Raw genomic sequence first — 23,745 nt, forward strand, 5'->3', positions numbered from 1 at the left:
AGGGAGGCTATTGTTTTTTTAAAGCAGGAAAAATGCTAACAGCAAGGAATATTAAAGCAAATAAAATAACCAAAAAATAATCTTCCCCACGGGCAATTACAAAATATTGTTTTAGGTTATAAAACGATTGAAACATATAGTTTCCCTGAAAAACGTCGATGAATACAATAAGAACATAAGCCCCGAGCAAAATGCATAAGGATGGAATTATTTTAGCCATTATATCAGCCTCACCTTTTTCTTTTAAATTGCGGTAAATAATATAAAAATATACAAGACGTCCATGAGATTTAATAATATTTATTAAATGATGAAAAATAATTGATTTTCTGCAAAGCAATCTGTTATAAAAATTTAACGCAACAAGAATTGTGGACATTGATCTCCAAGGAACTTTGTTCATTCTAATGCACGATTCTATTTTTATAGACTCTTAAGAAATAGTACAAGCCAAGCAGAAGTAATCCTACATTTGTATAAACATAAAAGATAAATCCATACAAAAAGTTCTTTTGAGCCAATGAATCAAAAACATAATGCAAAGAGTGGTATAGCGCTACATAGATTAAACAAAGATTCCAGAAAATATTTTCTTCTCTAGAATAAATCTCTCTTAGTAATAAAAGAATGATCCACCAAAACACAAGTATGGATAATGTACTGAGTAAGTTAATTGGGTAAGTCTTATAGTAAAAAAAATACGCGCTGCTATAAAATGAAAGCATCGATAGTAACAACATGAATAGTGGCTTTCTAGAGTATTTATTGGTGATAAAAAAGTACAAGCCAACTAAAATAGCAACAAAAAAATAAATGTAATTTAACGAATTTCCCATCTCAAACCTCAAAATTTTTATAATTTAATACTATGATATTTAAGTTTCTAATAAAATCTTTTATGTATTGGGTGAAAAACACTGCACCTTATGCTACCTTGCCTTTTTTATGTGTATAATACTCAAAGATAGCAATCCCAAAGGAAACTCCAAAAGCGGTTGAAAATGCTGTTAAAAGATCAAAATTAGAGGTAAACAGAATATTAATCATTAAGTTTCCTCCAAAGAAGATTAAAAAATATACCAAGAATTTCAAAATAACTATTTTCAAGAATTACCCTACTTTCATAGATGTCGTTTAGATTGACTGCTGATTCAGCACAGATTTTAAAAATCACGAAATCATAAATATAACCAATATATGATTATATTACCATATATTTTTGCTGGACATAAAAAAGAACCTCTTTAAAATAGAGGTTCTTCTTTTATAACAGACAAGATATTTAGTTACGGTAATAACAAGAATTAAAATTTCATTCGCAAGCTTTAATAAAGATAATCTTCTTACTATCTATAGCTTTTCTACCAATTCATCAACACGGACACAAGTGGATCCTTTTGTTTTCACTGTTTTTAATACATCTCTTAACGCATTAATTGTGTTTCTTGGAGCGTCGGATTCCGCCCCGAGCGTATCTCCGCAGTCGTGCAGCAAAATGACGTCCCCGCCTTTTATGTTGGCCAGGCGTTGTTTAATCTTTTCGCTTCCGCCAGAGGTTCGCCAATCTTCCGCCATGATTGACCATAGAATAATCTTATATTTACCTCTTCTCATAAAATCGAAAAGGTTGAGCATTCCCCAAGGTGGGCGATAATAAATAGGTGTAACTCCAGTGATAGATTTAATCACCTTGGCTGTATTCTTAAGTCCATTTCTAACTTTCCAAGGCGCCATAAACCAATTAGAATGATGGACGTAATTATGAATTCCAATTAAGTGACCTTCATTATACATGCGCTGAATCAGTTCAGGATATTTCTCTGCTTTAGTACCTACCACGAAAAAGGTGGCCTTCACCTCATTTTCCTTCAGTAAATCAAGAAGGATTGGCGTATAAACAGGATTCGGACCATCATCAAACGTAAAAGCAATTTTGGATAAGTCCCTTCCCCTTTTAACTACGTTCACTCCTAGACCACGTGATAGGACATACGGAATAACGCTGTATAATAAAATTAAAAAAATAATAGCAGAAATTATGAACCCCATATTATATACTCACCTCTATCTCCTTTTGCTTTTGTATCGTTTTACTACTTGTTACGTTGCGTAATGGACCGCTTCTTGCTGCTCCGACAATGACATGGAGAGCGTCTATAGATGATGTTTTGGTTTGAGATTTTCTCATTCTTTGTTTCATCCATTTTAAAGGTGCTGAATCGCAGACAAGATTTTCAACTTGCGCAATTAACTCTTTTTCTGACTCTGCAGAAAGTGCGAATCCTGAACGACATAAATAATCCGCGTTGTCTTCTTCCTGTCCTGGTAACGAATGATAAATTAATATCGGTAAATCCATCGCCGTGGCCTCAGAGGTTGTTACTCCCCCGGGCTTGCTGATCATTAAATCTGAAATAGCCATTAATTCCTCGACCTTTTCACAGTATCCAAGAATTCTCACTTCATGCTTCGAGTCTTTTAATTCCCACTCTAATTGTGTTTTTAATTTCTTATTTTTACCACATACTATAAAAAGTTGAATCGGTGTGGAAATGGATTCTAATGCCTTAAAGGTTGAAATCCCTTTTCCAAAAAATCCGTCGCCCCCTCCCATGATGAGCAGGGTGAACATATTTGGATTGATCATATATTTATCTAAGAGAAGGTCTTTTGGAAGAACATCCATAAATCTTTTCCGTACAGGTATTCCAGTGTTTTTAATTTTGTCTGCCTCTACTCCTAACGCAATTAATTGATCACGCAGTTGGGCAGAACCTACCACATATTGATCTGTATAGGGATGAATCCAATAAGAATGATCTGTATAATCCGTGATGATGGTTACTGCTGGAATATCAATTAACCCTTGCTCTTTTAATTTTGATATAATCCCGGCGGCAAATGGGTAGGTACTGACCACTACTTTCGGTTTTATTTCCTGTATAATTTTAAGCACGGTTTGCATTCCCGACAAAAAAATCGAATTTAACTTGATGGAAAACGAATTTTTTACACGAGTTTTTTTATACAAAAAGCTGTACACTTGAGGAAACTTCTTAATGCTTTTTTTGTAAATATAATGGCTGATTGGATAAAGATTGGGATGAATCCATTCCATGATGTCCATGGTAATAGGCTCAGCATCAGCAACCATATCATTTACCGCCTCGCTTATCGCATTAGCCACTTGTTTATGCCCCTCTCCAAATGTAGCGGAAAGAATGAGGTATTTATCCTTCTCACGATTGTTCATGACTTTTCCCTCCTTGTAGTTTGTATGCTTTTGCTATGTGGTAAAGCCTGGGCTGTTTCCCACACCTTTTTGTTCTCTTGTTTATACGATTAAAGAATTACTCTACTTGGAAAAGAGTAAGCATTATAAAAAATTAATAATGGGTAGTTACCCTTTTCAATTAATTTGTAAGATTTATCTTTTCTTCTCCTCCATTACATAGATTGTTTAGGAACTCCTTACACTATTTATTAGAAAAATAAACGTTCTTATGTTGACCTTTCAAATACCACATTTTCAGTCTACGGTTTGTAATTAAAAATAGGCTAAAAATAACATTAAAAATCAATGAAAAAGAAAGTTTTTTTTATAAATAGTGCTACATTAAAAGAAAAGCAAAGGTGAAATTAACCTTTTTCCTCCTCTTATTTTCAATCAAATTCAAGCATATTTGAGTTATTCACTATGCTTTAGGCAAATACATATTATGAAAGAAGGACAAACCATGGATTTTATCACATCTTATATAAATCAATACGGATATATCGTGCTGTTTCTGGCATTGATGCTGGAACTTCTTGCACTTCCTCTTCCAGGGGAGCTTCTCATGGGCTACGCTGGGGTTCTTGCTTTTCAAGGACATTTAAGCTGGGTGGGAAGTATCCTGGTGGCTGGTATGGGGAGTATGGTTGGAATGACCATAGCTTACGGGGTAGGCTATAAGTTAGGGACTCCTTTTTTTGATAAATACGGACTGGTCTTTCGTGCTTGAAAATGATGTTGTATATGGCAAAATCATTATGACATAGTATCTCAAATGGTTTAGGAGTGTTATCTATTGCTTTCCAGCTATCATCAAATGAAAAATCACTCACTGAATCATGATAAAGACGAAGGATTTTCCCTATTTCTATTAAAACATCGTCAGACCACATATATTTCTTCAAGGGATAATTACCAGCTTCACCTTCAATAAATGACAAGACCTCTCTCCCTTTTTCATCAATGCCTAAAAATTTTGGTGCATAACTAAAACCTTTGTTCTCTAAATGCTTTAATAGCTTATGAAATTTATGACTATCTGATTTTAATTCTCGTCGTACAGTATCTCCCGAGCGATAAACGTTAGAGACATTCCCTCCTATTAGCACTTCTTCGTCCTCAAAGCTTGACATATAAACATTCCTCCTGAATATATCCTATTTGTCGTCAATAAGTGAAAATGATAAAGCATTCGTCATAAATGAAATATCTCATTTTACTACTGATGATTTAGAAAAGCCCGTACTTTTTCTTTTGTAGCCCATCAACAATCCTTTGGGACTGACTGATAAGTTGTAGAAACTCGGTTATCGTCATGTTACGTTACATTATAATAAAAAAAGAATCTTCATTCGAAGATCCTTTTAACTGCTTGTTTCATACAAAAATCCGCTAAAAAGTGGAAGGCCGCTACTATGTTAAATCACCAAAAGCCTCCATCTGAGTGAATAATTTGTCCGGTAATCCATTCTGATTCTTCACTTGCTAAAAAGATAACTAATTTTGCGGCATCCCGGGGCTCACCAAGTCGCCCCATCGGGAACTTTGGCAGTAACTCTTCCTTTAACTCACTGCTCATCCAGCCAGTGTTAGTTGGTCCAGGATCTACAGCATTAACAGTAATTTTAAGAGGTGCTAATTCAATAGCAACTGATTTAGTAAACGTAGAAACAGCCCCTTTCGTTGCAACATAAGCCAAATTCCCAGGCTCAGGTGACTTATCTTGACCTGAAACCATATTAATAATTCGACCGCCATGCTTACCTTCTATTAGACGTGCAAACTCAACAGTCAAAAGACACGTACCTCTAACATTCACGTTATAATGAGCATTAAGAATATCAGCATCTATAGAACGAAAATCTACGTCCACAGAATGTGTTGCGTTATTTACAAGGATTGATGGAGAACCTAGTTTGTTTTGAACTTCATCAAGCAGCTTTCTTGGTGCATCGGGTTGCGATAAATCCAATTCCATTGATTCACATCGCACTCCCAGACTGCGAATCTCTTCCATAAGATGTTTCGACCATTTAAAATCATCTTCATTGCAATAATCCATTAAACGATCATACTTTGACCAATGAGTGAAAAAAATATCTGCGCCTTCTCTAGCTAATTCCCTGCATATTTCAGTACCAATACCTTTTGCCCGACTAGCACCAGTAACAACTGCAATTTTATTTATTAACCGCTTCATAAAGCATCTCCTCATGAGAACGTTGAATTCATATGCTCACCAATAGCACACGAATTCAGCAATCCTGTATATGTATATTAATCTATCAAGTTGTAATAAATGAAAAAATGTAATTAAAGTTTAAAAGGTATTTTCTCCATATTAATCATTCATTCTTATTTCACCTCACATAAGTATTTTTCCATACATGCATTCAACTTTCCTGCCTTATCAACATGTTACAGACAGTACAAGCTGAATCCCCCCTAGTCTCCAACAAGTTTAGGCTCTTTCCTTAGTTACATTTTTAAGAACGTTATATTTTACTTTTTAGTAAAAAGGTAAAGAGATAGACAGAATAATGGATTTCCTAAATAAAATTTCAAAAGGAAATATCCTTATTTTAGAGAACTTAATAAAGGGCTGCTTTTCATTTCTCTAACATTTAAAAGGAGGTACACGAATGAATGAACAGATACTGAAAATTAACAACGTGGAAATTTGTACAGAAAGTTTTGGAAACCCTAACAACCCGGCTGTACTGCTAATAATGGGAGCAATGTCTTCGTTAGATTGGTGGGATGAAGACTTCTGTCTTCGTCTTGCCGAACGGGAGAGATTTGTTATTCGTTACGACCATCGTGATTTAGGGCGATCTACCACTTATCCACCCGGTACTTCTAACTATACAATAACGGATATGGCTGATGACGCAATTGGTGTTTTAGACGCTTATTCTATAGAAAAAGCTCATATTGTTGGAATGTCTTTGGGCGGAATGATAGGTCAGATTCTTGCTCTTAGATATCCGGATCGCATAGACTCCCTTACTTTAATTGCATCAAGCGTATTTGGAACGGAGGCGGAAAAATTGCCCCCAATGGATCAGCAGATACTTGATTACCACACGAAGAGCACTTCCATAGACTGGTCAAATCAAGAGGAAACCGTTCCCTACCTTGCAGGTGGATGGGAAATTTTAAGTGGGACAAAACCTTATGAAGAGGAAAGAATGTATAAGCTAGCAGAAAGAGAAGCTGCCCGTGCTAAACAGCTGCCGAGTAGATTTAATCATGCTTTGCTTCAAGGAGGCGGACAATATTATGACAGGCTGAGTGAAATTAACATACCTACGCTGATCATTCATGGAACAAAAGACCCCGCACTGCCGTATGAACATGGGCTTGCTCTTGCAAAAGCTATTTCTCATGCTAAATTAATAGCTCTTGAAGGTACAGGACATGAAGTTCATAGCGAGGACTGGGAACAAATTATCCAATCAATTGTAGGGATTAGCTCCTAAAAATAAACTGGTTTGCATACTAAAACCAAAAGGAAAGTCGTTAATTCAGAAGAAAATTCAATTGATTTTTATCTAAGTAAACCAAGAGACATGAAGACTTCAAAGCGCTTTTTTAAGAAAGCTTTGAGGTCTTTTTATGTTTCAAATTTTCTTCTACTGACAGTAGACAAAACATCCCCTACAGCAAAGGGTGTTTTGTACAAAACTACCTACACCTTTTCAAAACATCACATTTACGATACACTGATATTCCTTATAATATCCATATAAAGTTATTTAAGTAATAAAATGGAGGTTTTTATGAAATATTTTAAGGTGTTTTTTTGTTTAATCTTATTAATCCTTGTAAGCATAACAGGCTGTTCTCAAAAAGAAGAAGTCACAAGTATTAACAATGTTGATGTAAAAAAACTTAAAGATCACAGTGGAACTTATGTTGGAGATAATTCTAACGTAGTAGCTATCATAGGGGCGTTGCCTGGAGGAGAAACATTTAAAGAAATTGATTTACATAATAAAACACCAAAAATAATGTATGGTACTAAAGAGGGCTCTTTATCAGAAGATGAAATATTAAAATATTGGTTCGACGGTAAGGATACACTTGAGAAAAACTTTCTTTATAATGCTATTTATTTAACGATACTAATACCTAATGCTGGAGGGTACAGTTTTAAAATAGATGATCAGAAATTCTCAGTATCTAGGCAAGAAATGAAACAATTCATTTCCAAAAACATTCAAACTTTACCAGATAGCAATGAGTTATTTGATAAAGAAAAAGCACAGCAATTTATAGATCATAATAAAGAAAAGATAAATAAAACAGCTAAATCGGCAGCTATTCGACAACAATTCTTTAAGAATGTTCCTATCATAAAAAAATAATAACAAATAAAGAGCCTTATGCAAGGCTCTTTATTTGTTTTCTATTTGCCTTTGTGCTTGGCTTTTGCCTTTTGTTTTCTTATAAAATACTTTTGTTCCTTCAGCTCTTCACGATATTGTTTAGCTTTCTTTTTTCTACCTTTTTTCTTTTCTTCGTACTCCTTCTTCACGGCTTCTTGAGCTTTAGTCGAAATACCAACATTATTTATCTCTTTTGCTACTTGGCGCTGTAAGCGTTTTGGATTTACCTTTTTATTAGATTTTATTTTCACATCAAGACCTGTATGAACTGATTGATTGATCACCTCTAGCAATCTGGAATTAATAAAGTCTAATATCTCTGTATCTTTTGGTTCTGCTCCAAACACATAACGAAATGCTTTTAACTTACCGCCTTCTACAACTTCAATAATTCCTACCCAAAACTGACCATCATGGTAAATCGTTAGTGACATAACGATTCCCTCCTCTAAACATACTATGAAATGATGGACATCCCGAGGAGGGGAAGGTCACTGACATTAATATATTAATGCATCCGGACTACCAACCGAATTGTGTTTTTACATCCCATATACAAATTTTAACATAAAGCTATTTAATATCACTACCCTAAAACGAATTAAATGAATAATAAAATCACTAAGGTTTAAATAAGTTGTTTCTGTTGCACCATCACCGACTGATTCAACTTCTTTATATGGGATTACAAAGAACCCATTGATCCTCCTAAAATAAGGCCATAGAAAAAACCTTTTTCTATAAATTTCAACAAGAAATTCTTCTCCTTTCAAAAATGCTCATTTAATGAGTTATAGCATTCCCTATAACTATTAAAAGGCATTTATTTATCTTCCATAAAAATTATTTAATTATGAATTTTATTACATATAAGATATATATTAACATATGTACAGATTAAAAGGGAGACTAACGTATAGTCTCCCTTTCTATAAAAGTTTAATAACTTTTAAAAATGCTATTTACTTAAACAGTCTTTCAAATTAAATAAAAGATCCAGAAAGTCACGAAGCAAGGAAGCTTTTCACAGCAGTTAAAAAAGCGGATAAGTTTCCTACATGCACCTCATGTCCAGCCCCTTCTATCGTTACTAATTTACAATTTGGAATGCGCTTAGAAACTTCCTGTAATTTATCTTGAGGAATATGGCTGGATCCTCCTCCTATGATGAGAGTAGGTGCAATTATCTCTGTAAGACTTCCCCACCATTTAGGATTGGGGTTGTTTAACTGTTGAAGAATTGAAGGTACAACCTCCCAGTCAAACGGTAAAGAACCAGGCGGTTTGGCAGGAGTTTCAAACTTTTCTCCTGTAAAAGGTGGAGGAGTGTCTTCAACAATCAATTGATCTACCCTTTCTGGAAATGTTTCAGAAAAAAGATAGGACACCGTCCCACCCATAGAATGCCCAATCAACGTAAAGCTCTCCAAATTCATCGCATTTACAAACTGAAATAAGTCATCGCACATAAGTTCAAACGTATAGGTGCCGGTTCTCTCACTTCCACCGTGTCCTCGCTGATCTAAAGCTAAAAACCAATATTCCTTCCCTAATACAGCTGCTACTTCATCCCAAGACTCTGCACTCATTCCCAAAGCGTGAAGTGCAATAATGGCGGGTGCTGAAGCTTCACCCGCCTCTCGATATTGAAATGTTAAACCATTTAGTTCGATTTGATTTACTCTCATTTCCAAATCAGATCAACTCCTAACTCAGATTTCACCAATTAAAATCTAGTTTATTAAGGTTCATCTATATATTAGTGAAGGAATGAAGATTTCCTTCACCTCTTATCTTATTGGGAAAGATATTAGATTATTTTATGGATCCTATTTAATTCTTTAGTCAGCATAATGCACCTAGAGTTTTTTACTTTCGATACCTATATAATTTAAACCAAAAGTACTGCAAGCCAATTGAATAAAAGATTGTAAAGGAAGAGACATAAATTTATCTTTATGCCAAAACATTTGTGTATAAAGAGGCGTATCAACTTTAGTACAAGCCAATTCTTTTAATATGCCTTTCTCAAGCTCTCCTTTTACTACTACTTCGGGCAATATGGCAATACCTAAATCTAGCATGACGCATTGCTTAATAGCTTCCACGCTTGCAAATTCAAATTTAGTTGATGTACAAATACCCGCCTCGCGAAACAAGTTTTCCAATACTACCCGGTATGAACACCCCGACTCAGTATACAAAAGAGTCTCATTTTCAAGCTCTTCTAAGTAGATATCCGCTTTATCAGCTAAAGGATGCTGAGGAGAAGCAATAATTTTTAAGTCTTCTGCAACAAGACATTGTGTATGTAGATTTGCATCATGATGCTGAATAGGCTCCATTGTAAAGGCGATATCAAGAGTGCCGTCTAGTAGCTGCGCTCTTGTTTGTGCTTGAGAGTAAATGGGCTTAAAAATCATTTTAACCTTTGGAAATTGATCCTTAAACTCTTTTAATATTGGAGGTAACCTATACGTGCACTGGCTTTCAGAAGATCCAATAATAAGTGTACCCGCAGGCTCCTCCACTCCACTTACAGCGTTTTTTGCTTCCTTAGTCAATTGAATCATTTTATCAGCGTATCTTTTAAATTCTCTACCTGCCTCTGTTAAAACCAAGCGTTTCCCTAAACGTTCAAATAAAGGCGTTTCAAGTTCATTCTCAAGAGCTTTTATTTGAGCGGTAACGCTTGATTGAGCAAAGTTCAAAATTTTAGCTGTATATGTAAAATTTAAATTTTCTGCAGCTGTTTTAAATGTAATTAGTTGTTTTATTTCGATTGTCCTCACCTCTGTATAATCGGATATTCCGATTGATTCAATCGTAATGTTCATCTGTAACGATTGCTAATTTCATTATAAAATATGGTAAATCAAACCACAATATACTAAATATAAAGAGATAAGGGGAAATCATAATGACTACAAGAAAAGAGAATAAAAAGGAATCAATCAGTTTAACACAAAAAGATATAGGTGAAAAAAACTTCAAATACTATTGGAATGAAATTATTCGAGCGCTTATTATAACTAAATAAGTAAGGCTAATCAATTTTATTTTTGGTTAAAAAAGCTATATAAAATAAATCCACCTACAAGCGCTTAAATATAAAAACAATAGTCCGCTAACTCTGTATATCGTCAGAGTTAGCAAGCTATTAGCCTATTTAAATTTAAAATCATGTTTATTGACTTGAATCTAATCTGAATTTGGCAATATCCTTTCCATCTTGGGAGATAATGAGTGTACCCTTTAACGCATTAGCTTGTAACTTTTTTAGTTTTTCTTCAGTTGGCAAAAGAGGTAATTCATTATTTTTTTGTTTTGCTCCTAAGGTATAATTAAGAGTAAATTTACTGGTTCCTTTAGATAGGATCTCTCCTATACTCATACCAAACCCTAACTTACTGTTATCCATATCATAAATATTTGAACCAATTGCTTCTTTTACAGCTGACACTAACTCCTTATCTGGTTCTATGCGAAGTTTTGTTTTATCAAGATCAGAGAGAGCCATAATATTATTGGACGTGTTTTCCATCGTGAATGTATAGTATAACTCGGTTGGAACGATACGTTTACTTTTATTCTTTTTATCAGGTACTATCATCTCCCCAACGATTTTTTTATCATCTGTTAGCCTTACCTCTGTTTTTTGTAATTTTAAGTGCTCGACATTGTTTACATACTGTGTATTTGAACAAGCTGAAATTATAAATACTAGAAAAGCAATAAATAAACTAAGAGAGAACTTTTTCATAATGCAGCCCCTTCTTTATTCCAACTATATTTCAAGAGAAAAATAATACATCCTCTTTAATTAACATAATGGATTTTGTAGACACTTTAGCACCTTTATTGACGAGAATACAAAAACCACACAGGCATCTCCGTGTTTTCAATTAGCAGCGCTTGTTTATGCTTAGGATCACCTTTAATAGCATAAACAAAATCCCCATTTTGTGTTTTACCAAAGGCTCTAAAATATTTCTTAGAGTCATACTTTGTTTGATCAGCCATCTCCGTGCACTCATAATTTCCATATGTATCACTTAAAGGCTTTGTGTTAAACATATTATCGTATTTCACATCATGACTCCTTTCAATTTAAGCTGCATCCTTCCTTTTTAATTCCCAGATAAGAGCAATGGTGGAAATAGCTCCACCTACCGCAAAGAGATAAGAAAAAAACGGTATTATTTCATGTATGAATAAACCTCTTACTCCATAAAAACACAGGATAATAGTGCTGATTAAACCAATCATAAGCCGAATATTTTTATTAATCTTTTTCTCCCCCTTAGGATTTTCCCTGCACCTGATCCTTTATCATAAGTCCAAATATAGCGAAGAAGTTTAATGCAATCAGCAATCCATAATAAAAGCCAAGCCCTTCAAAAAACAAAGAGAGAATAGAAAATATTATAGATTCAAAGCCAAATAACATAATAATAAGGCCAATTCCTTTAGCGAGCTGTTTTTCATCCTTAGGTGTAAATATCTTTCCATACCCAGCAATGAAATTAGTATTACCTTTTTTCCATACACGTTTTCCAATATAAATAATGAAGCAGCTTACTAAACATATAAATAATACGTGCAACATCTGATATTACCCCTTCTTTACACACTCTAATTTAACATATATAGTATATTTTACCATATATAATTTACAAATATTATGTATTAAAGGTGGACTCATAAAATATAACACTATAAAATATATACATACTAATTATGGATATCTTAATTAAACAAGAACTCACTGAAGAATATAATAAAACTGAAGAAGTTGTGAAAAGCGCTTTTTTTAAATGAAGAATACAGCGATAAGAAAGAACATTTACTTGTAAAACGGATTAGAAAGTCAGATGCCTTTATTCCTGAACTTTCATTAGTCGCATTCAATCAGAATCGAGATATTATAGGTCATATTCTTTTATCTAAGATAACAATTATAGATGGTGATAACTCTATCGATTCTTTGGCACTTGCTCCAGTTTCAGTTGCACCCCAGTACCAGAAACGAGGAGTTGGGAGCCGATTAATACACGCTGCGTTAAAACGTGCAAAAGAGCTTGGTTATGATTCAGTAATCGTTTTAGGACACAAAGATTACTATCCAAAGTTTGGATTTAAACCAGCTAGCTCATGGAATATATATGCTCCATTTGACGTACCTGAAGAATTCTTTATGACCCTAGAGTTAACAGAGGAATCACTAAAAAATGTGCAAGGTGTTGTGCATTATTCAAAGGCTTTTTCAGAGTAAGTACTAACTGATTAATTAGGTTTTACGTAAAGAGAGGTTGTCCGGAAAATAATTTTATAGTATTTTCTGTGGACAGCCTCTCTTTGATTTACCTGATATTATTAAAGCGGTGGGTTTTCCACACCTAAATGAACCCAATCTTCTTTTGGAGGTCCATAAACTCCAGCAGGTTTTAGGCCTGCTTGACGCATAAGAACTGTAATTTGACCTCGGTGATGAACAATATGCTTGATTAGTCCCATTAAGATTGCCGCATTTGATTGCTTTCTACCAAACGCTTCTTGCGTATGTTCTAAAGATTCATCTGTCCATTGCTGTTCAATAATTTTAGCAGCGTGAGAACTTACATTTTTGAAGGTTATAGCGATTTCCTGGGCAGAAGATGGAACGCTTGCTGTACTTTCTATCCTGTCTATACTTAATCCAAACTCAGTTAGGTAATCTGGAACATTTGTTGTAAAATGCCAAGCGATTCTTCCTAACGTACGTCCTTCAGGGTAAACTTGTTGTTTCAACGAATCATCTGTCAAGCTATCCAAAACTTTTTGAGTTAGCGTGGCTTCGCTGTTCCATTCTTTGATAAAATCTGAAATGGTGTTATACATGTAAAAAACCTCCTAATATAAATCTAATCTAAATTAACACTTAAATAATATCATAGAAAAAACCAGTTGGCTTATTTACTAAAGAAAGGAGATTCTATGTTATTTAAAGCTACTGCTCAAAAAACTATTGTTTTTCCTTTATTACTTTTAAATAATTTATTACTCATTCAAGCAGTTCAATATAAAGCACTTGATTTTTTACTTCTTTTTGCTATCCTTTGTTCGTTTCTTTCCCTTTTCCTCGGATATGAATTTCAGATAGACAAAGATACTTTAACCTATGGAACATATATATTATGGTTTAAAGTATATGCAAAAACCGTTAAACCAACGGACATTAAAAAAATTGTATTTAAACGGTTAAGTTGGAAAACAAAATTAGCAGTAGTAAAAGTAGAAAACAGGTGGAATATGCGAATAGCATTATTTAATCCACCAAATGTTTTTAAGGAATTAGAAAGATTTGCACATGAATATGATGTAGATATTCAAAAAACATCAGATTATAAAATTCTAGAGAAAACGTCCTGAATTTCACCGCGTTTAGAATACATTAACTTTACGTATGGGTGCATAATCAGCATCTATTCATTTCTAATTAAGACGCTTTTGGACCTCTTTACTCCTACAAAAAATTAGTAAAGAGGTCCTTCTATTCTTAACCTACTATAAGCATCTCTAAGTTTAAACACTTTGTCCTCCCTCCTCACATCAACCTCAAGCCCTACATAAAAATAGGCTTCAAGACCATCCTGTTTAACATTATTTGGATATATAATTCGTATATAACGCTTTTTAAGAGGTGATGATTCTGTATATATCAAAAAAGGTTGGCATTTTAAGCTGGTTTACTACTTGCTTGTATTTTTTAGTTGAACCTTTCTTTATTTTGACTTCAACTGCTCCCTACAGTGTTTTAAATCACGCAATGAGTGATCTTGGCGTAACTTCTTGTGGAACCTACACCTATTCAATTGCACCTCATGAAATTTGCTCTCCTGACCATTTCTGGATGAACGTATTGTTTATTATAAACGGATTAACACTTTCAATTGGTGTTCTGTACATTTCACAAAACCTAAAGAAAACAAAAATAACCCAACTAGCAACAGCTTTTATTCTTATATTAGCTTTAGGTAACATTGTTTCAGGCTTTATACCGGCTGATATAAATTTATTTTGGCATTCAATATTCGCTCAACTTGGCATGATCACTGTTTTAGCTGGTCTTTGGATATATGCATCCTCTTTAACCAGCGGCAAGTATTGGACTTATGGCTGTTTAGTCTCCTTACTAGTCATCCTCATACTCATCATGCTTGTATTTTTTGTTCCTATGCCTACCGGTCTGCTGCAAAGATTATTCTATTTAGTAATCTTTATATGGGGCACCGTGCTTTCCTTTATGTTAAACAAGTAATCCATTATCATTCCGTTTCATATGAGCTTACAAGATTACGTTCAACTACGCGTAATTTTAAATAGCAAAAAGTCCATAGAGGCATCCCCTATGGACTTTTTATACGATTTTGTTAGATAAATTCTCTTAATAATTCTTTAGATTTCTTTCCGCTAAAACCAAAATAATTGCCAATAAGCTTGACGTATTCTGTGTAGGTAACTTTTCTATTTAAAGCAGTTTCCCACCACCTCTGTGGATTATAATAGCGACTTCCACTAGAACAATAGGTTAATTGTATTTGGGTATCCTTAAATTCTTTATTAAAGTTTTTTTCTGCCCTTTTCATATGATAGTTGGAAGAAACAACGATAGCGGATTGAAAATGATAGTTCATCATTAGCCTTTTTGTGAATTTAGCGTTTTCCGTAGTACTTGTAGCGTGATTTTCTAATATAATTGAATCCTCAGGTATCCCTGATTCCTTGGCTTGATGATAAAAATTATTCTCTTGACCATTCGAAAGGATTAAATGAGCCGCATAGCCTTTTTTATATAATTCAATTCCCTTCTCCAGTCGATCATTATCACCACTTAACACAATAATCACGTCAGATTTTACCGGCTTTTCGTTTACCACAAGCTCTTTCCCGGCAAACAGAAAAAAAATAATCCCTAATCCCAGCATAAATATACTAATTTTTATCCTTTTACCTTTAATTTTTTGCATATAGACCCTCATTTAAAAAGTTCACTTCATATCGTATCATAAAGCTCAATATTCATAAAAATAAAAAGGTAATCTCCAAAAAAATTTTAATTCTTAACCTTGATCTTAGCCTTCTCGTTCTTGGTAACTAGTGCTTTGTAGTTTATTAGAAGACAGATTTACTTCCTAAATAACGAGGTGCCCAGTAAGAATTGCTTAACGATGCAATAGTTACACCAGTTGAACTTCCAGCATGAATAAACTGCCCGTTTCCAATATAAATTCCAGCATGTGAAGGACCTCCAGTAGTATCAAAGAACACAATATCTCCTACATTTGGAGTAGATGTATTTTTTCCTGACTGATACAAGGTAGCTACTGTTCGCGGTACAGTTACTCCACCTCCATTTTTAAATACATAATAAATGAAACCACTGCAATCGAAACCACTCGGAGACGTTCCTCCCCAAACATATGGTACGCCTATGAATTTTTTGGAATAAGCAACAATATCACTAGCTGTCGCTTGCGTTGAACTATTGACAGTTGAAGAACCAGTGGAGCTGCTAGATGCGTTATTTAAGGCATTTAAAGTAGCCGGACCTACTATTCCATCCACGGCTAAGCCATGATCCCGTTGGAAATTCATAACCGCAGTTTGAGTAACTGTACCAAAATATCCTGTTGGTGTGGCGTTAAAGTAACCTTTGTCCTTTAACAGTTGCTGTACTTTTTCAACTTCATTACTAGTCATTCCATATTTTAAAAGTGTACCGTTTGTAACCGTACTTGTTGAATTACCTATTAACGCTTGATATGTATTAGATCCTACAATTCCATCAGCGGTTAAACTATGAGAACGCTGAAAGCTTAAAACTGAATCTTTTGTAATTGAACCAAAATAGCCAGTCGAAGTAGCTGAAAATATCCCCTTCTGTCTTAAAACATCCTGTAATTCTTTTACGTCTGGATCTGTCATACCTTCTTTTAATAGCTTGTCTCCTAAAGCTGCCTGGCTTATTGTTGGTAAAACAATCAATGACGAGCATAGAGCTAATGAAGAAATTATCTTTTTCACTAAGTATATCCCCCGATGTTATATTTTTCTTGTTCTTGACTATAAAATTTTAGCAGGGAGAAAGAGAAAAGAAGCAACCTATTTATGAATTTTTTGTGACATTTTCAAAAATCACTTGATTTATTAGGAGGTAATTATTTGTTTTGTCATATAAAGTATAAATATACTTATAATGGTTAAACCTGTTGTTCTTGAATCTCATTTTTCTTTTTAATTATGTGACGCTAAATCTTGAATACAATAAAACACCTTTCTGTAATGGTGGACACCAAAAGGAAAGATAGGATGCCAGCGCGAAGAGATAGGAGGAATAATGTGAGCAAATTAATATTTTTGAAGCGCCGGTTTAAATACTTACTTATTAAACTATTAAGATTAAAAGATCATTCACATAAAGTTGCGCTAGGTTTTAGTCTAGGTTCTGTTGTGAACTTTGTTCCTACCTTTGGATTGGGCCTTATAATATCCGTAGGTTTAGCTAAATTATGTAAAGGAAACAGCATAGCAGGTCTCATTGGTGGAATGTTTTTTATGTGGGCCTTTCCGTTGATGTTTTACTTGAATACAGTAGTGGGAGGATATATATTTCCAATCGACCTTGATCAAACTTTATTTCAAAGTGCAGATGAAAATTTGGACAACCGACTAGAACTAGGAGCGAAAGTAGGAAAGAATTTTTTAACGGGAATGTTGCTTAATAGCTTTTTGTTTGGAAGTATACTCTATATTGTTAGTTACTATATTATAAATCAGTACAGAGGCTTCCTCTTACACTACATCTATAAGAAATGGATAGTAAAAAAACACACTAAAAAAACGGATAATTAGCTCAATTTCAACATTTATTTTTAATTGTAAAGCGATATAGCTGAACATTTTTTAAAAAGGCATAGAGATAAATTAGCCCATAATTGATACCTATGGTTATCAATTATGGGCTATACGATCGTTGTTTCTGTTTTAAGATAAATATGGAGGAAATAAAGGACTGCTCTCATTCCTTTGTTGAAGATAATACAGTTTGTTTCACCCATTTTTTTCGATTTCTTTGGTCAATTATCCATTGATATAAACTTTGTATACCTAGTATCAGAGAAATTATGACACCGCTAGCTGCCAGGATTAATGCAAAATATTCTACAGGATTGTACGCAAGTATATTTCTCCATGTGATTTTTCCGATAAAATCATTTACTACAAGCCCCATTCCAAGCATTTGACCTACTACGGAATAAAGAGTCAAAATCAGCAATAACAGGCTGTCTTTTTTCGCGTTAACGTTTTCCTGGTATCTAAATAAACTCTCTAGAGATTGTTTAGCTTCCTTATATAACAACTCAATATTGAAATTTTTCCTAAGAAGATAGAAAATATCACGGCTTCGGGACTGAGATACTATTTCAAGCGAAAAATAATTGGCGGTAAACGAATTAATGGAATAAATTAATTTTTCATTTCTTTCACGTCTTTTTCAATATTTAGCTCTGTATAGGTATTAGCTAATTTTAATAAAACGATCTTGTGAAAAAGATTTAATACAAGCCCGTAGTAAAATTCTCCATAAAACTGATTAGCTAGATCAGGAGTTGTACGTTCATCTTGAATCGTTATACAAGTAAAAATATGTTCTTCTATCAGAAAATAAGTGCTAGGAGCCCAGCGCTGATAAGCATGTTTTTGTAAATAATCTTGAATGTAAGGAAGGTTATTAGCATGAACATATGGCTTCCCCTCTACAGTTAAGCCGCAAAGACTTCCCATTCGATAAACATCAACTACATCGATTTTTTCATTTTTCTCTAATGCCACTAAAGATTGGACATACATTCTTTCATCTTCAAAAAAAGAAAAGGTTTCAAAATAAGAATTTTCCTTTGAATCACCTTCAAAAAAGCGGGAGAGCCCCTCAGAGAGGTTGTTAAATACAAATTCCCCTGCTCCCTTGTATATCTTGCCATCGCATTCAATTTTTGTACTGCTATCTTTTCGTGTTCGTGGTTCTAATACGTGAAAGCGATCTGCGAATTCTAAAGAATGAGACAATGACATAGACGTAAAGGGTTTCAACTCAGTTCGAATGGTTAAAAACCCAAGTTCATAAGGACATGTAGTTAAATCAACAGAGTGTATTTGAAAAGGAATGCACTCTGTATCTGTAATTAACTTACCTCTTATATTTAAAGGTTTTGAATATCTATGAAGGCCTTTTTCTTTTTCTGAATGTGGAAAGAGTATCTTATTAGTGAAAGACAAATAATACGCCTCCATATCACGATGTGAGACTTTAAAATCGCCGTAATATGCACATTCGTCTTCTAGTTGATTTAACTGAAATAGCTTAAATCCGCTCTTTTTTAAAAAAGAGGAGATAGTAGATTCTGTTCCTTGCTTTAAGGAAAAAGGGAAAACAAATTGAAAGAGAGCTCTGTCTATCTTTTTTTCTTGGATATCAATTTGCTGCATTTGCTCTAATGTACTCCTTTCAATTATATATATCATTTACCATTTTGTATCATAACGATCGATAGTAAACCTAATATATTTTTTCTTGATAAGAGTTCATTCAATTTAATAATTTAAAAACAGTAAAACAGCTCCACGTAAAAATAAGTAGCCATACTATGATAATAATTGAACCCGCAACCCAATTTTTAGGTCGTTCATTTTGAATGAGCTCTTCTGCTTTTATTGCGCAGTCCTCTATAATACTTGTAGGTAGCATCTTCAAAGCAAGCATAATTCCTAAAGGAACAATGATTATATCGTCAATATAGCCTAAAACCGGTATAAAATCAGGAATTAAATCGATTGGACTGAAGGCATATGCAACAACACAAGCAGTAAATACTTTGGTATACCAAGATACTCGTTCATCTTTATAAGCTAAGTATAAGATAAATAGCTGCTTTTTTAACTTTTTAGCCCACAGCTTTAATTGATTAAGCATGTTTCCTATTCTCCTTTGCTATATATCTGGACGGTTTGATGTAATATAAAATTACTTTTATTCTCTTTGATACCTGCATATTTCTCTTATTAATAAATTTAGAACTATGAAAATAACTGATTAATGCAATCATCTTGATTTACAGCTAGTTTGGGAACAGCTTGAATAGGAACCCAATAATACGAAAAGATTAGTCCTGCATCTTCACCTTCAGAATTAACCTCATGTTCCCAGTGTTCTGGAACTTCTTCGCTAACTGCTAAATGAAAAACATGTCGTTCATGATACTGACTTTTACCTTCATGATGATAAACATATGTTGTCAATTTTGTTACTGATAAAAACTCCATTAATCCAGATTCTTCTTTGACCTCCCTATATAAAGCTTCTTCAATTGTTTCTCCCTGTTCTACAGTACCTGCTGGAACTTGAACTCCTGCTTCTCGATAATCTTTGTGTTTGTAAACTAATAACTCTGTATGATGACCATTAAATCTAGTTATGTAAGCCATAACTTTTGTTATAATCGTTTTATCCTGCATATTCGCTTCCTCCTATATATAGATACTAACCGTACAGATTTCTTCATCAGCAAACAAACTTCTTTAACTCCCAAGAATAAATCAGGCATATTTTATTATATCTATTTTAATTGCAAAAATAATTAGTCTCAGTGTTGTCATAATAAGCTGCTTTTACGGAAGGTTAACTGGTATGAGAATTGGAATGGTTAGTTTCGCTATTCTGATAGGATATATAATCATCATATCAGTAAGTGAAATAATAGGAAGGGGCAAGAATCAAATTGATTCTTGCCTTTTCTGTCTTTATTTTCTTTCAAGAGAAGATTCTGATACATTTTCGTATTCTGTAATTTTACAGATGCGATTTTCATGACGGCCCCCGACAAATTGGGTTGTTAACCAAGTCTTCGTAATTTCGCGAGCTAAACCTGGTCCAATTACTCGTTCCCCCATAGCTAAAATGTTCGTATCGTTATGTTCACGCGTCATTTTAGCTGAAAAAACGTCATGAACGAGTGCGCAACGAATTCCTTTTACTTTGTTAGCGGCAATACTCATGCCAATTCCCGTACCGCAGATTAAAATTCCAAAATCGGCTTCTCCATTTGCTACTCTTTTGGCAACTGGAATCGCATAGTCCGGATAATCGACTGAACTGCTGCATTCACAGCCTAGATCTTCATAGATTATGGACATTTCACCTAGCAGATTTATAATCTCTTTACGAATGTTTATTCCGCCATGATCTGAAGCAATTATGACTTTCATAAGATTACTCTCCTCGTTCAGCTATAGTCTTAATTAAAATTCTAATGATTTTTGGAGTCTCTTTTTACCGATACGTTATTTCCTAGAACAATCCTCAGAACACTTCCCGTACCATGTTTTAACCCCTTCAGAGTTGTCTACATTCTCAATAACTTTCCCACATACTTGACAAACGATAGTTCCCTGTTTTACATTAACCTGCTTATTCATGTCTATTTCCTCCTTTTTATTAGAAAAATTCGTTTGTATTCAAATACATTTCTTTAGAGACAAATTCGTTTTATCTCTATTTTGATAAATCATTGTATGTTAGAAAAGATATCCTTAAGCTAGAATGGTATCCAGTAAGCTGTATTTATCATCATTACTAGATAATTTCGAATGAACTTTTTCAATATCTACATTAATCAAGTCATTTTCTTTAATTCCTACGGCTCTACCAGAATACCCTTTTAGTAATAATTCTACTGCTGTAACCCCCATTTTACTTGCTAATATACGATCAAATGCGGATGGCTGCCCTCCTCTTTGAATGAAACCTAATATACTTGTCCTTACGCTAACATCTAATCGATCCTCAACATATTTTTGTAGGTCTTGAATATCGTACATTTTTTCAGTAATTAGGATTAGGTTATCTTTTTTGCCACTTTTAATTTTCTCGTTCAGTTTGGAACATATCTCTTCAAAACTTAATTTTCTTTCCGGTGTCGAGATAATTTCTCCTGCGCCTGCTAAAGCAGAGTACAGGGCTAAATCGCCGCAATATCTTCCCATTACTTCCACAATCGTCGTCTTTTCATGAGATAAATCTGTATCCTTAATTTTACCGAGGCACTCTAATATCGTATTTAAAGTAGTATCAAATCCAAGTGAATAATCTGTGTAAGATAAATCATTATCAATCGTTGCCGGTATACCAATGACATTTACACCTAATTCGTGTAATTTCTGTGTCCCTTTAAAAGAGCCTTCACCGCCGATTACTACTAAATGATTAATTCCATAATCCTTTAATATACTTAAGGCTTTTATTCTGCCCGACTCTTTCATAAATTCTGCGCAACGGGAGGTTTTTAAAAATGTCCCTCCTTTATCCGCAATGTAGTCTACATCCGTAGAGGTTAATCTATGAAGTTTACCTTCTATTAAACCTTGGTAACCACCCTCGATTCCCATTACCTCTATGTTATGATAATCAGCTGTTTTTACTACTGCTCTAATAGCAGCATTCATTCCTGGAGCGTCTCCGCCACTTGTTAAAACTCCTAGCTTCATCATTGCCATACACCCCTGTTATTCTTATCCATGTAAGAAAGTTGGCCGACAGCCTCTAGAAACTAATTGTCGGCCCCTCCTAGTAGTACAAATTTCTTTCAAACAAGAATCAACTAGTTTTTTCTAATCGATCGACTGTATTTTTTTTAATAGCTCTTCCTGATTGTTTTAATAAAAAAGCTACGATAAAGGACGCTACGAACATGCTAATACCTAGAAATGTCATACTAGCATTAAAAGATCCTGTTAGATCTTTGATGTATCCCACGATATATGGTCCGAAGAAACCGCCTAGATTACCAATACTATTGATAAGAGCGATGGCACCTGCAGCAGCAGCTTCCGTTAAGAAAGACGGTGGAATTGCCCAAAACGGAGAATATGCTCCGAACGCTCCGCAAAGACTGATCGTTAAGAATACAAATGATAAAACAATGTTCGTACTTGCAACGTAGCTACTAATAATCAATGCGACGCCGCTTGTTACTAAACAAGCAACTACGTGAAAGCGTCTTTCATTTTTCTTGTCAGAATGGTTACTAACCAACATCATGGTTACCATTGCACAAACATACATTAATCCTAAAATCCACCCCATAGCATGTGTACTAAGAGAAGTAGTTTTAGATAACCCTTCTGAAATTGTCGGTAAAAACATGACGATGCCATAGTAGCCAACCATCCAGAAAAAGTATCCTAAAGATAGAGTTAATACGTCACGATCTTTTAAGGCCTGAGCAAATGTATAGTGTTTGGCTTCCTGTTTTTCTAACTTCTCTTTTGTTGTAACGTCGATTAACCATTTCTTCTCCTCGTTAGTTAACCATTTTACATCCTCAAGCTTATCGTCAAGATAGAAGAAACATATAATACCTAGGATTAAAGCTGGAATCGCTTCCAAAATGAAAAGCCACTGCCATCCAGCCATGTTTAACCAGTCAATACCTAATAAATAAGTAGAAAGAGGAGATCCTATTGCATTAGCACCAGGGATCGCAATCATAAATCCAGCAATTGCTTTTGCATGATGTTTTGTTTGATAAAAACCACTTAGATAAAAGACCATACAAGGATAAAAGCTAGCTTCAGCAACTCCTAAAAGAAATCTTGCTGTATAAAACTGCCATGGTGTTTGGATAAAAGCCATCAAAATAGCAATTACTGCCCATGTAATCATGATTCTACTAATCCATCTTCTAGCCCCAACCTTCGTCATCATAGCACTGCCAGGTACCTCTAAAAGAAAATAGCCAAGAAAGAAAATCCCTGCCCCTAATCCAAAAACAGCATTAGAAAAACCTAAATCTTCATTCATTTGTAATGCAGCAAACCCAATATTTACTCGATCAAGTATAGATATGGTAAAACATAAAAATAGAAATGGAATGAGCCTTAACGTTACTTTTTTAGTAGTTGAACGTTCTAAGTTAATTGGATCCAAAATAATTCCTCCCTGGGTTACCATCTTTCTCCTCTTCATGTTCTTCGGTCTTTGAC

At 34.3% G+C, this 23,745-nt stretch carries 25 protein-coding genes and 4 pseudogenes; 7 read left to right on the forward strand and 22 right to left on the reverse strand.

Annotated features, from left to right (window positions below):
* Nucleotides 1-7: 7 nt before the first annotated feature.
* From AC4NPH_RS06675 to AC4NPH_RS06700, 6 genes and pseudogenes are all read right to left on the reverse strand, one after another.
* On the reverse strand, nt 8-379 hold the full coding sequence (locus AC4NPH_RS06675; RefSeq protein ID WP_029324349.1) for a YczF family membrane protein: 372 nt from the start codon (nt 377-379) through the stop codon (nt 8-10).
* 545 nt (nt 380-924) lie between these two features.
* Nucleotides 925-1,047, reverse strand: a complete 123-nt coding sequence (locus tag AC4NPH_RS06680) for a hypothetical protein (protein WP_255255999.1) — start codon at nt 1,045-1,047, stop codon at nt 925-927.
* A gap of 303 nt (nt 1,048-1,350) precedes the next feature.
* Complete coding sequence (locus tag AC4NPH_RS06685) at nt 1,351-2,049, reverse strand: polysaccharide deacetylase family protein (protein WP_098314600.1); 699 nt, start codon at nt 2,047-2,049, stop codon at nt 1,351-1,353.
* Between the two features lies 1 nt (nt 2,050).
* Nucleotides 2,051-3,253: an MGDG synthase family glycosyltransferase gene (locus AC4NPH_RS06690; RefSeq protein ID WP_057274704.1), complete on the reverse strand. Its 1,203-nt coding sequence runs from the start codon at nt 3,251-3,253 to the stop codon at nt 2,051-2,053.
* 725 nt (nt 3,254-3,978) lie between these two features.
* A pseudogene (locus tag AC4NPH_RS06695) lies at nt 3,979-4,407 on the reverse strand (protein kinase family protein); the annotation flags it as partial.
* A 290-nt stretch (nt 4,408-4,697) separates the two neighbouring features.
* Entirely contained in the window at nt 4,698-5,474 is a 777-nt protein-coding gene (locus tag AC4NPH_RS06700) for an SDR family oxidoreductase (protein ID WP_098287206.1), read from the reverse strand.
* A gap of 442 nt (nt 5,475-5,916) precedes the next feature.
* Between AC4NPH_RS06700 and mle the strand changes: the two genes are divergently transcribed.
* The 3 genes and pseudogenes from mle (at nt 5,917) to AC4NPH_RS06715 (ending at nt 7,644) form a co-directional block, all read left to right on the forward strand.
* Nucleotides 5,917-6,756, forward strand: coding sequence for an alpha/beta fold macrolide esterase (gene mle / locus AC4NPH_RS06705; RefSeq protein WP_057274698.1), 840 nt, complete (start codon nt 5,917-5,919; stop codon nt 6,754-6,756).
* 39 nt (nt 6,757-6,795) lie between these two features.
* A pseudogene (locus AC4NPH_RS06710) lies at nt 6,796-6,930 on the forward strand (DDE-type integrase/transposase/recombinase); the annotation flags it as partial.
* Nucleotides 6,931-7,056: 126 nt separating this feature from the next.
* Nucleotides 7,057-7,644, forward strand: coding sequence for a DUF4825 domain-containing protein (locus AC4NPH_RS06715; RefSeq protein WP_098314604.1), 588 nt, complete (start codon nt 7,057-7,059; stop codon nt 7,642-7,644).
* Nucleotides 7,645-7,685: 41 nt separating this feature from the next.
* Here the strand turns inward: AC4NPH_RS06715 and AC4NPH_RS06720 are convergent, their stop codons facing one another.
* The 6 genes from AC4NPH_RS06720 to AC4NPH_RS06745 all read right to left on the reverse strand — a co-directional run bounded on the left by AC4NPH_RS06720 (nt 7,686) and on the right by AC4NPH_RS06745 (nt 12,274).
* Nucleotides 7,686-8,099 (reverse strand): YjdF family protein, encoded by a 414-nt coding sequence (locus tag AC4NPH_RS06720; RefSeq protein ID WP_491938669.1) that lies wholly within the window; start codon nt 8,097-8,099, stop codon nt 7,686-7,688.
* Nucleotides 8,100-8,669: 570 nt separating this feature from the next.
* A complete protein-coding gene (locus AC4NPH_RS06725; protein WP_308334250.1) occupies nt 8,670-9,359 on the reverse strand; it encodes an alpha/beta fold hydrolase in 690 nt (229 codons plus the stop codon).
* A gap of 165 nt (nt 9,360-9,524) precedes the next feature.
* Nucleotides 9,525-10,448 (reverse strand): LysR family transcriptional regulator, encoded by a 924-nt coding sequence (locus tag AC4NPH_RS06730; protein ID WP_025601740.1) that lies wholly within the window; start codon nt 10,446-10,448, stop codon nt 9,525-9,527.
* Between the two features lie 404 nt (nt 10,449-10,852).
* Nucleotides 10,853-11,428: a hypothetical protein gene (locus AC4NPH_RS06735; protein WP_063671158.1), complete on the reverse strand. Its 576-nt coding sequence runs from the start codon at nt 11,426-11,428 to the stop codon at nt 10,853-10,855.
* A 95-nt stretch (nt 11,429-11,523) separates the two neighbouring features.
* Complete coding sequence (locus tag AC4NPH_RS06740) at nt 11,524-11,757, reverse strand: hypothetical protein (protein ID WP_308334251.1); 234 nt, start codon at nt 11,755-11,757, stop codon at nt 11,524-11,526.
* Between the two features lie 211 nt (nt 11,758-11,968).
* On the reverse strand, nt 11,969-12,274 hold the full coding sequence (locus tag AC4NPH_RS06745; RefSeq protein ID WP_308334252.1) for a hypothetical protein: 306 nt from the start codon (nt 12,272-12,274) through the stop codon (nt 11,969-11,971).
* Between the two features lie 131 nt (nt 12,275-12,405).
* Here AC4NPH_RS06745 and AC4NPH_RS06750 point away from each other — a divergent pair.
* A pseudogene (locus AC4NPH_RS06750) lies at nt 12,406-12,940 on the forward strand (GNAT family N-acetyltransferase).
* 101 nt (nt 12,941-13,041) lie between these two features.
* Here the strand turns inward: AC4NPH_RS06750 and AC4NPH_RS06755 are convergent.
* A complete protein-coding gene (locus tag AC4NPH_RS06755; RefSeq protein ID WP_308334253.1) occupies nt 13,042-13,545 on the reverse strand; it encodes a DinB family protein in 504 nt (167 codons plus the stop codon).
* Nucleotides 13,546-13,641: 96 nt separating this feature from the next.
* On the opposite strand from AC4NPH_RS06755, the gene AC4NPH_RS06760 reads away from it, so the two are divergent.
* On the forward strand, nt 13,642-14,076 hold the full coding sequence (locus AC4NPH_RS06760) for a diguanylate cyclase (protein ID WP_308334254.1): 435 nt from the start codon (nt 13,642-13,644) through the stop codon (nt 14,074-14,076).
* Nucleotides 14,077-14,350: 274 nt separating this feature from the next.
* The gene (locus AC4NPH_RS06765) at nt 14,351-14,965 is read left to right on the forward strand and encodes a DUF998 domain-containing protein (protein ID WP_491938670.1); all 615 of its coding nucleotides are present in this window, start codon (nt 14,351-14,353) and stop codon (nt 14,963-14,965) included.
* A 112-nt stretch (nt 14,966-15,077) separates the two neighbouring features.
* Here AC4NPH_RS06765 and AC4NPH_RS06770 read toward each other — a convergent pair whose 3' ends face one another.
* Nucleotides 15,078-15,674: a YdcF family protein gene (locus tag AC4NPH_RS06770; protein ID WP_013056361.1), complete on the reverse strand. Its 597-nt coding sequence runs from the start codon at nt 15,672-15,674 to the stop codon at nt 15,078-15,080.
* 145 nt (nt 15,675-15,819) lie between these two features.
* Nucleotides 15,820-16,731 carry a C40 family peptidase gene (locus AC4NPH_RS06775; protein WP_013056360.1) on the reverse strand — a complete coding sequence of 304 codons (912 nt, stop codon included), beginning with the start codon at nt 16,729-16,731 and terminating at the stop codon, nt 15,820-15,822.
* 315 nt (nt 16,732-17,046) lie between these two features.
* On the opposite strand from AC4NPH_RS06775, the gene AC4NPH_RS06780 reads away from it, so the two are divergent.
* Complete coding sequence (locus AC4NPH_RS06780; protein ID WP_098314607.1) at nt 17,047-17,559, forward strand: DUF2062 domain-containing protein; 513 nt, start codon at nt 17,047-17,049, stop codon at nt 17,557-17,559.
* 166 nt (nt 17,560-17,725) lie between these two features.
* Here the strand turns inward: AC4NPH_RS06780 and AC4NPH_RS06785 are convergent.
* The 7 genes and pseudogenes from AC4NPH_RS06785 to AC4NPH_RS06815 form a co-directional block, all read right to left on the reverse strand.
* A pseudogene (locus AC4NPH_RS06785) lies at nt 17,726-19,194 on the reverse strand (hypothetical protein).
* A 100-nt stretch (nt 19,195-19,294) separates the two neighbouring features.
* The gene (locus AC4NPH_RS06790) at nt 19,295-19,678 is read right to left on the reverse strand and encodes a YkvA family protein (RefSeq protein WP_013056357.1); all 384 of its coding nucleotides are present in this window, start codon (nt 19,676-19,678) and stop codon (nt 19,295-19,297) included.
* 104 nt (nt 19,679-19,782) lie between these two features.
* Entirely contained in the window at nt 19,783-20,220 is a 438-nt protein-coding gene (locus tag AC4NPH_RS06795; protein WP_013056356.1) for an NUDIX hydrolase, read from the reverse strand.
* Between the two features lie 285 nt (nt 20,221-20,505).
* On the reverse strand, nt 20,506-20,970 hold the full coding sequence (gene rpiB, locus AC4NPH_RS06800) for a ribose 5-phosphate isomerase B (protein WP_013056355.1): 465 nt from the start codon (nt 20,968-20,970) through the stop codon (nt 20,506-20,508).
* 75 nt (nt 20,971-21,045) lie between these two features.
* Complete coding sequence (locus AC4NPH_RS06805) at nt 21,046-21,180, reverse strand: GapA-binding peptide SR1P (protein WP_107917869.1); 135 nt, start codon at nt 21,178-21,180, stop codon at nt 21,046-21,048.
* 114 nt (nt 21,181-21,294) lie between these two features.
* A complete protein-coding gene (gene pfkA, locus AC4NPH_RS06810; protein ID WP_063671151.1) occupies nt 21,295-22,251 on the reverse strand; it encodes a 6-phosphofructokinase in 957 nt (318 codons plus the stop codon).
* Nucleotides 22,252-22,357: 106 nt separating this feature from the next.
* The gene (locus AC4NPH_RS06815) at nt 22,358-23,689 is read right to left on the reverse strand and encodes an MFS transporter (protein WP_025601763.1); all 1,332 of its coding nucleotides are present in this window, start codon (nt 23,687-23,689) and stop codon (nt 22,358-22,360) included.
* Between the last annotated feature and the right edge of the window lie 56 nt (nt 23,690-23,745).

It is taken from the genome of Priestia sp. MDV22-iso46 (assembly GCF_058629175.1).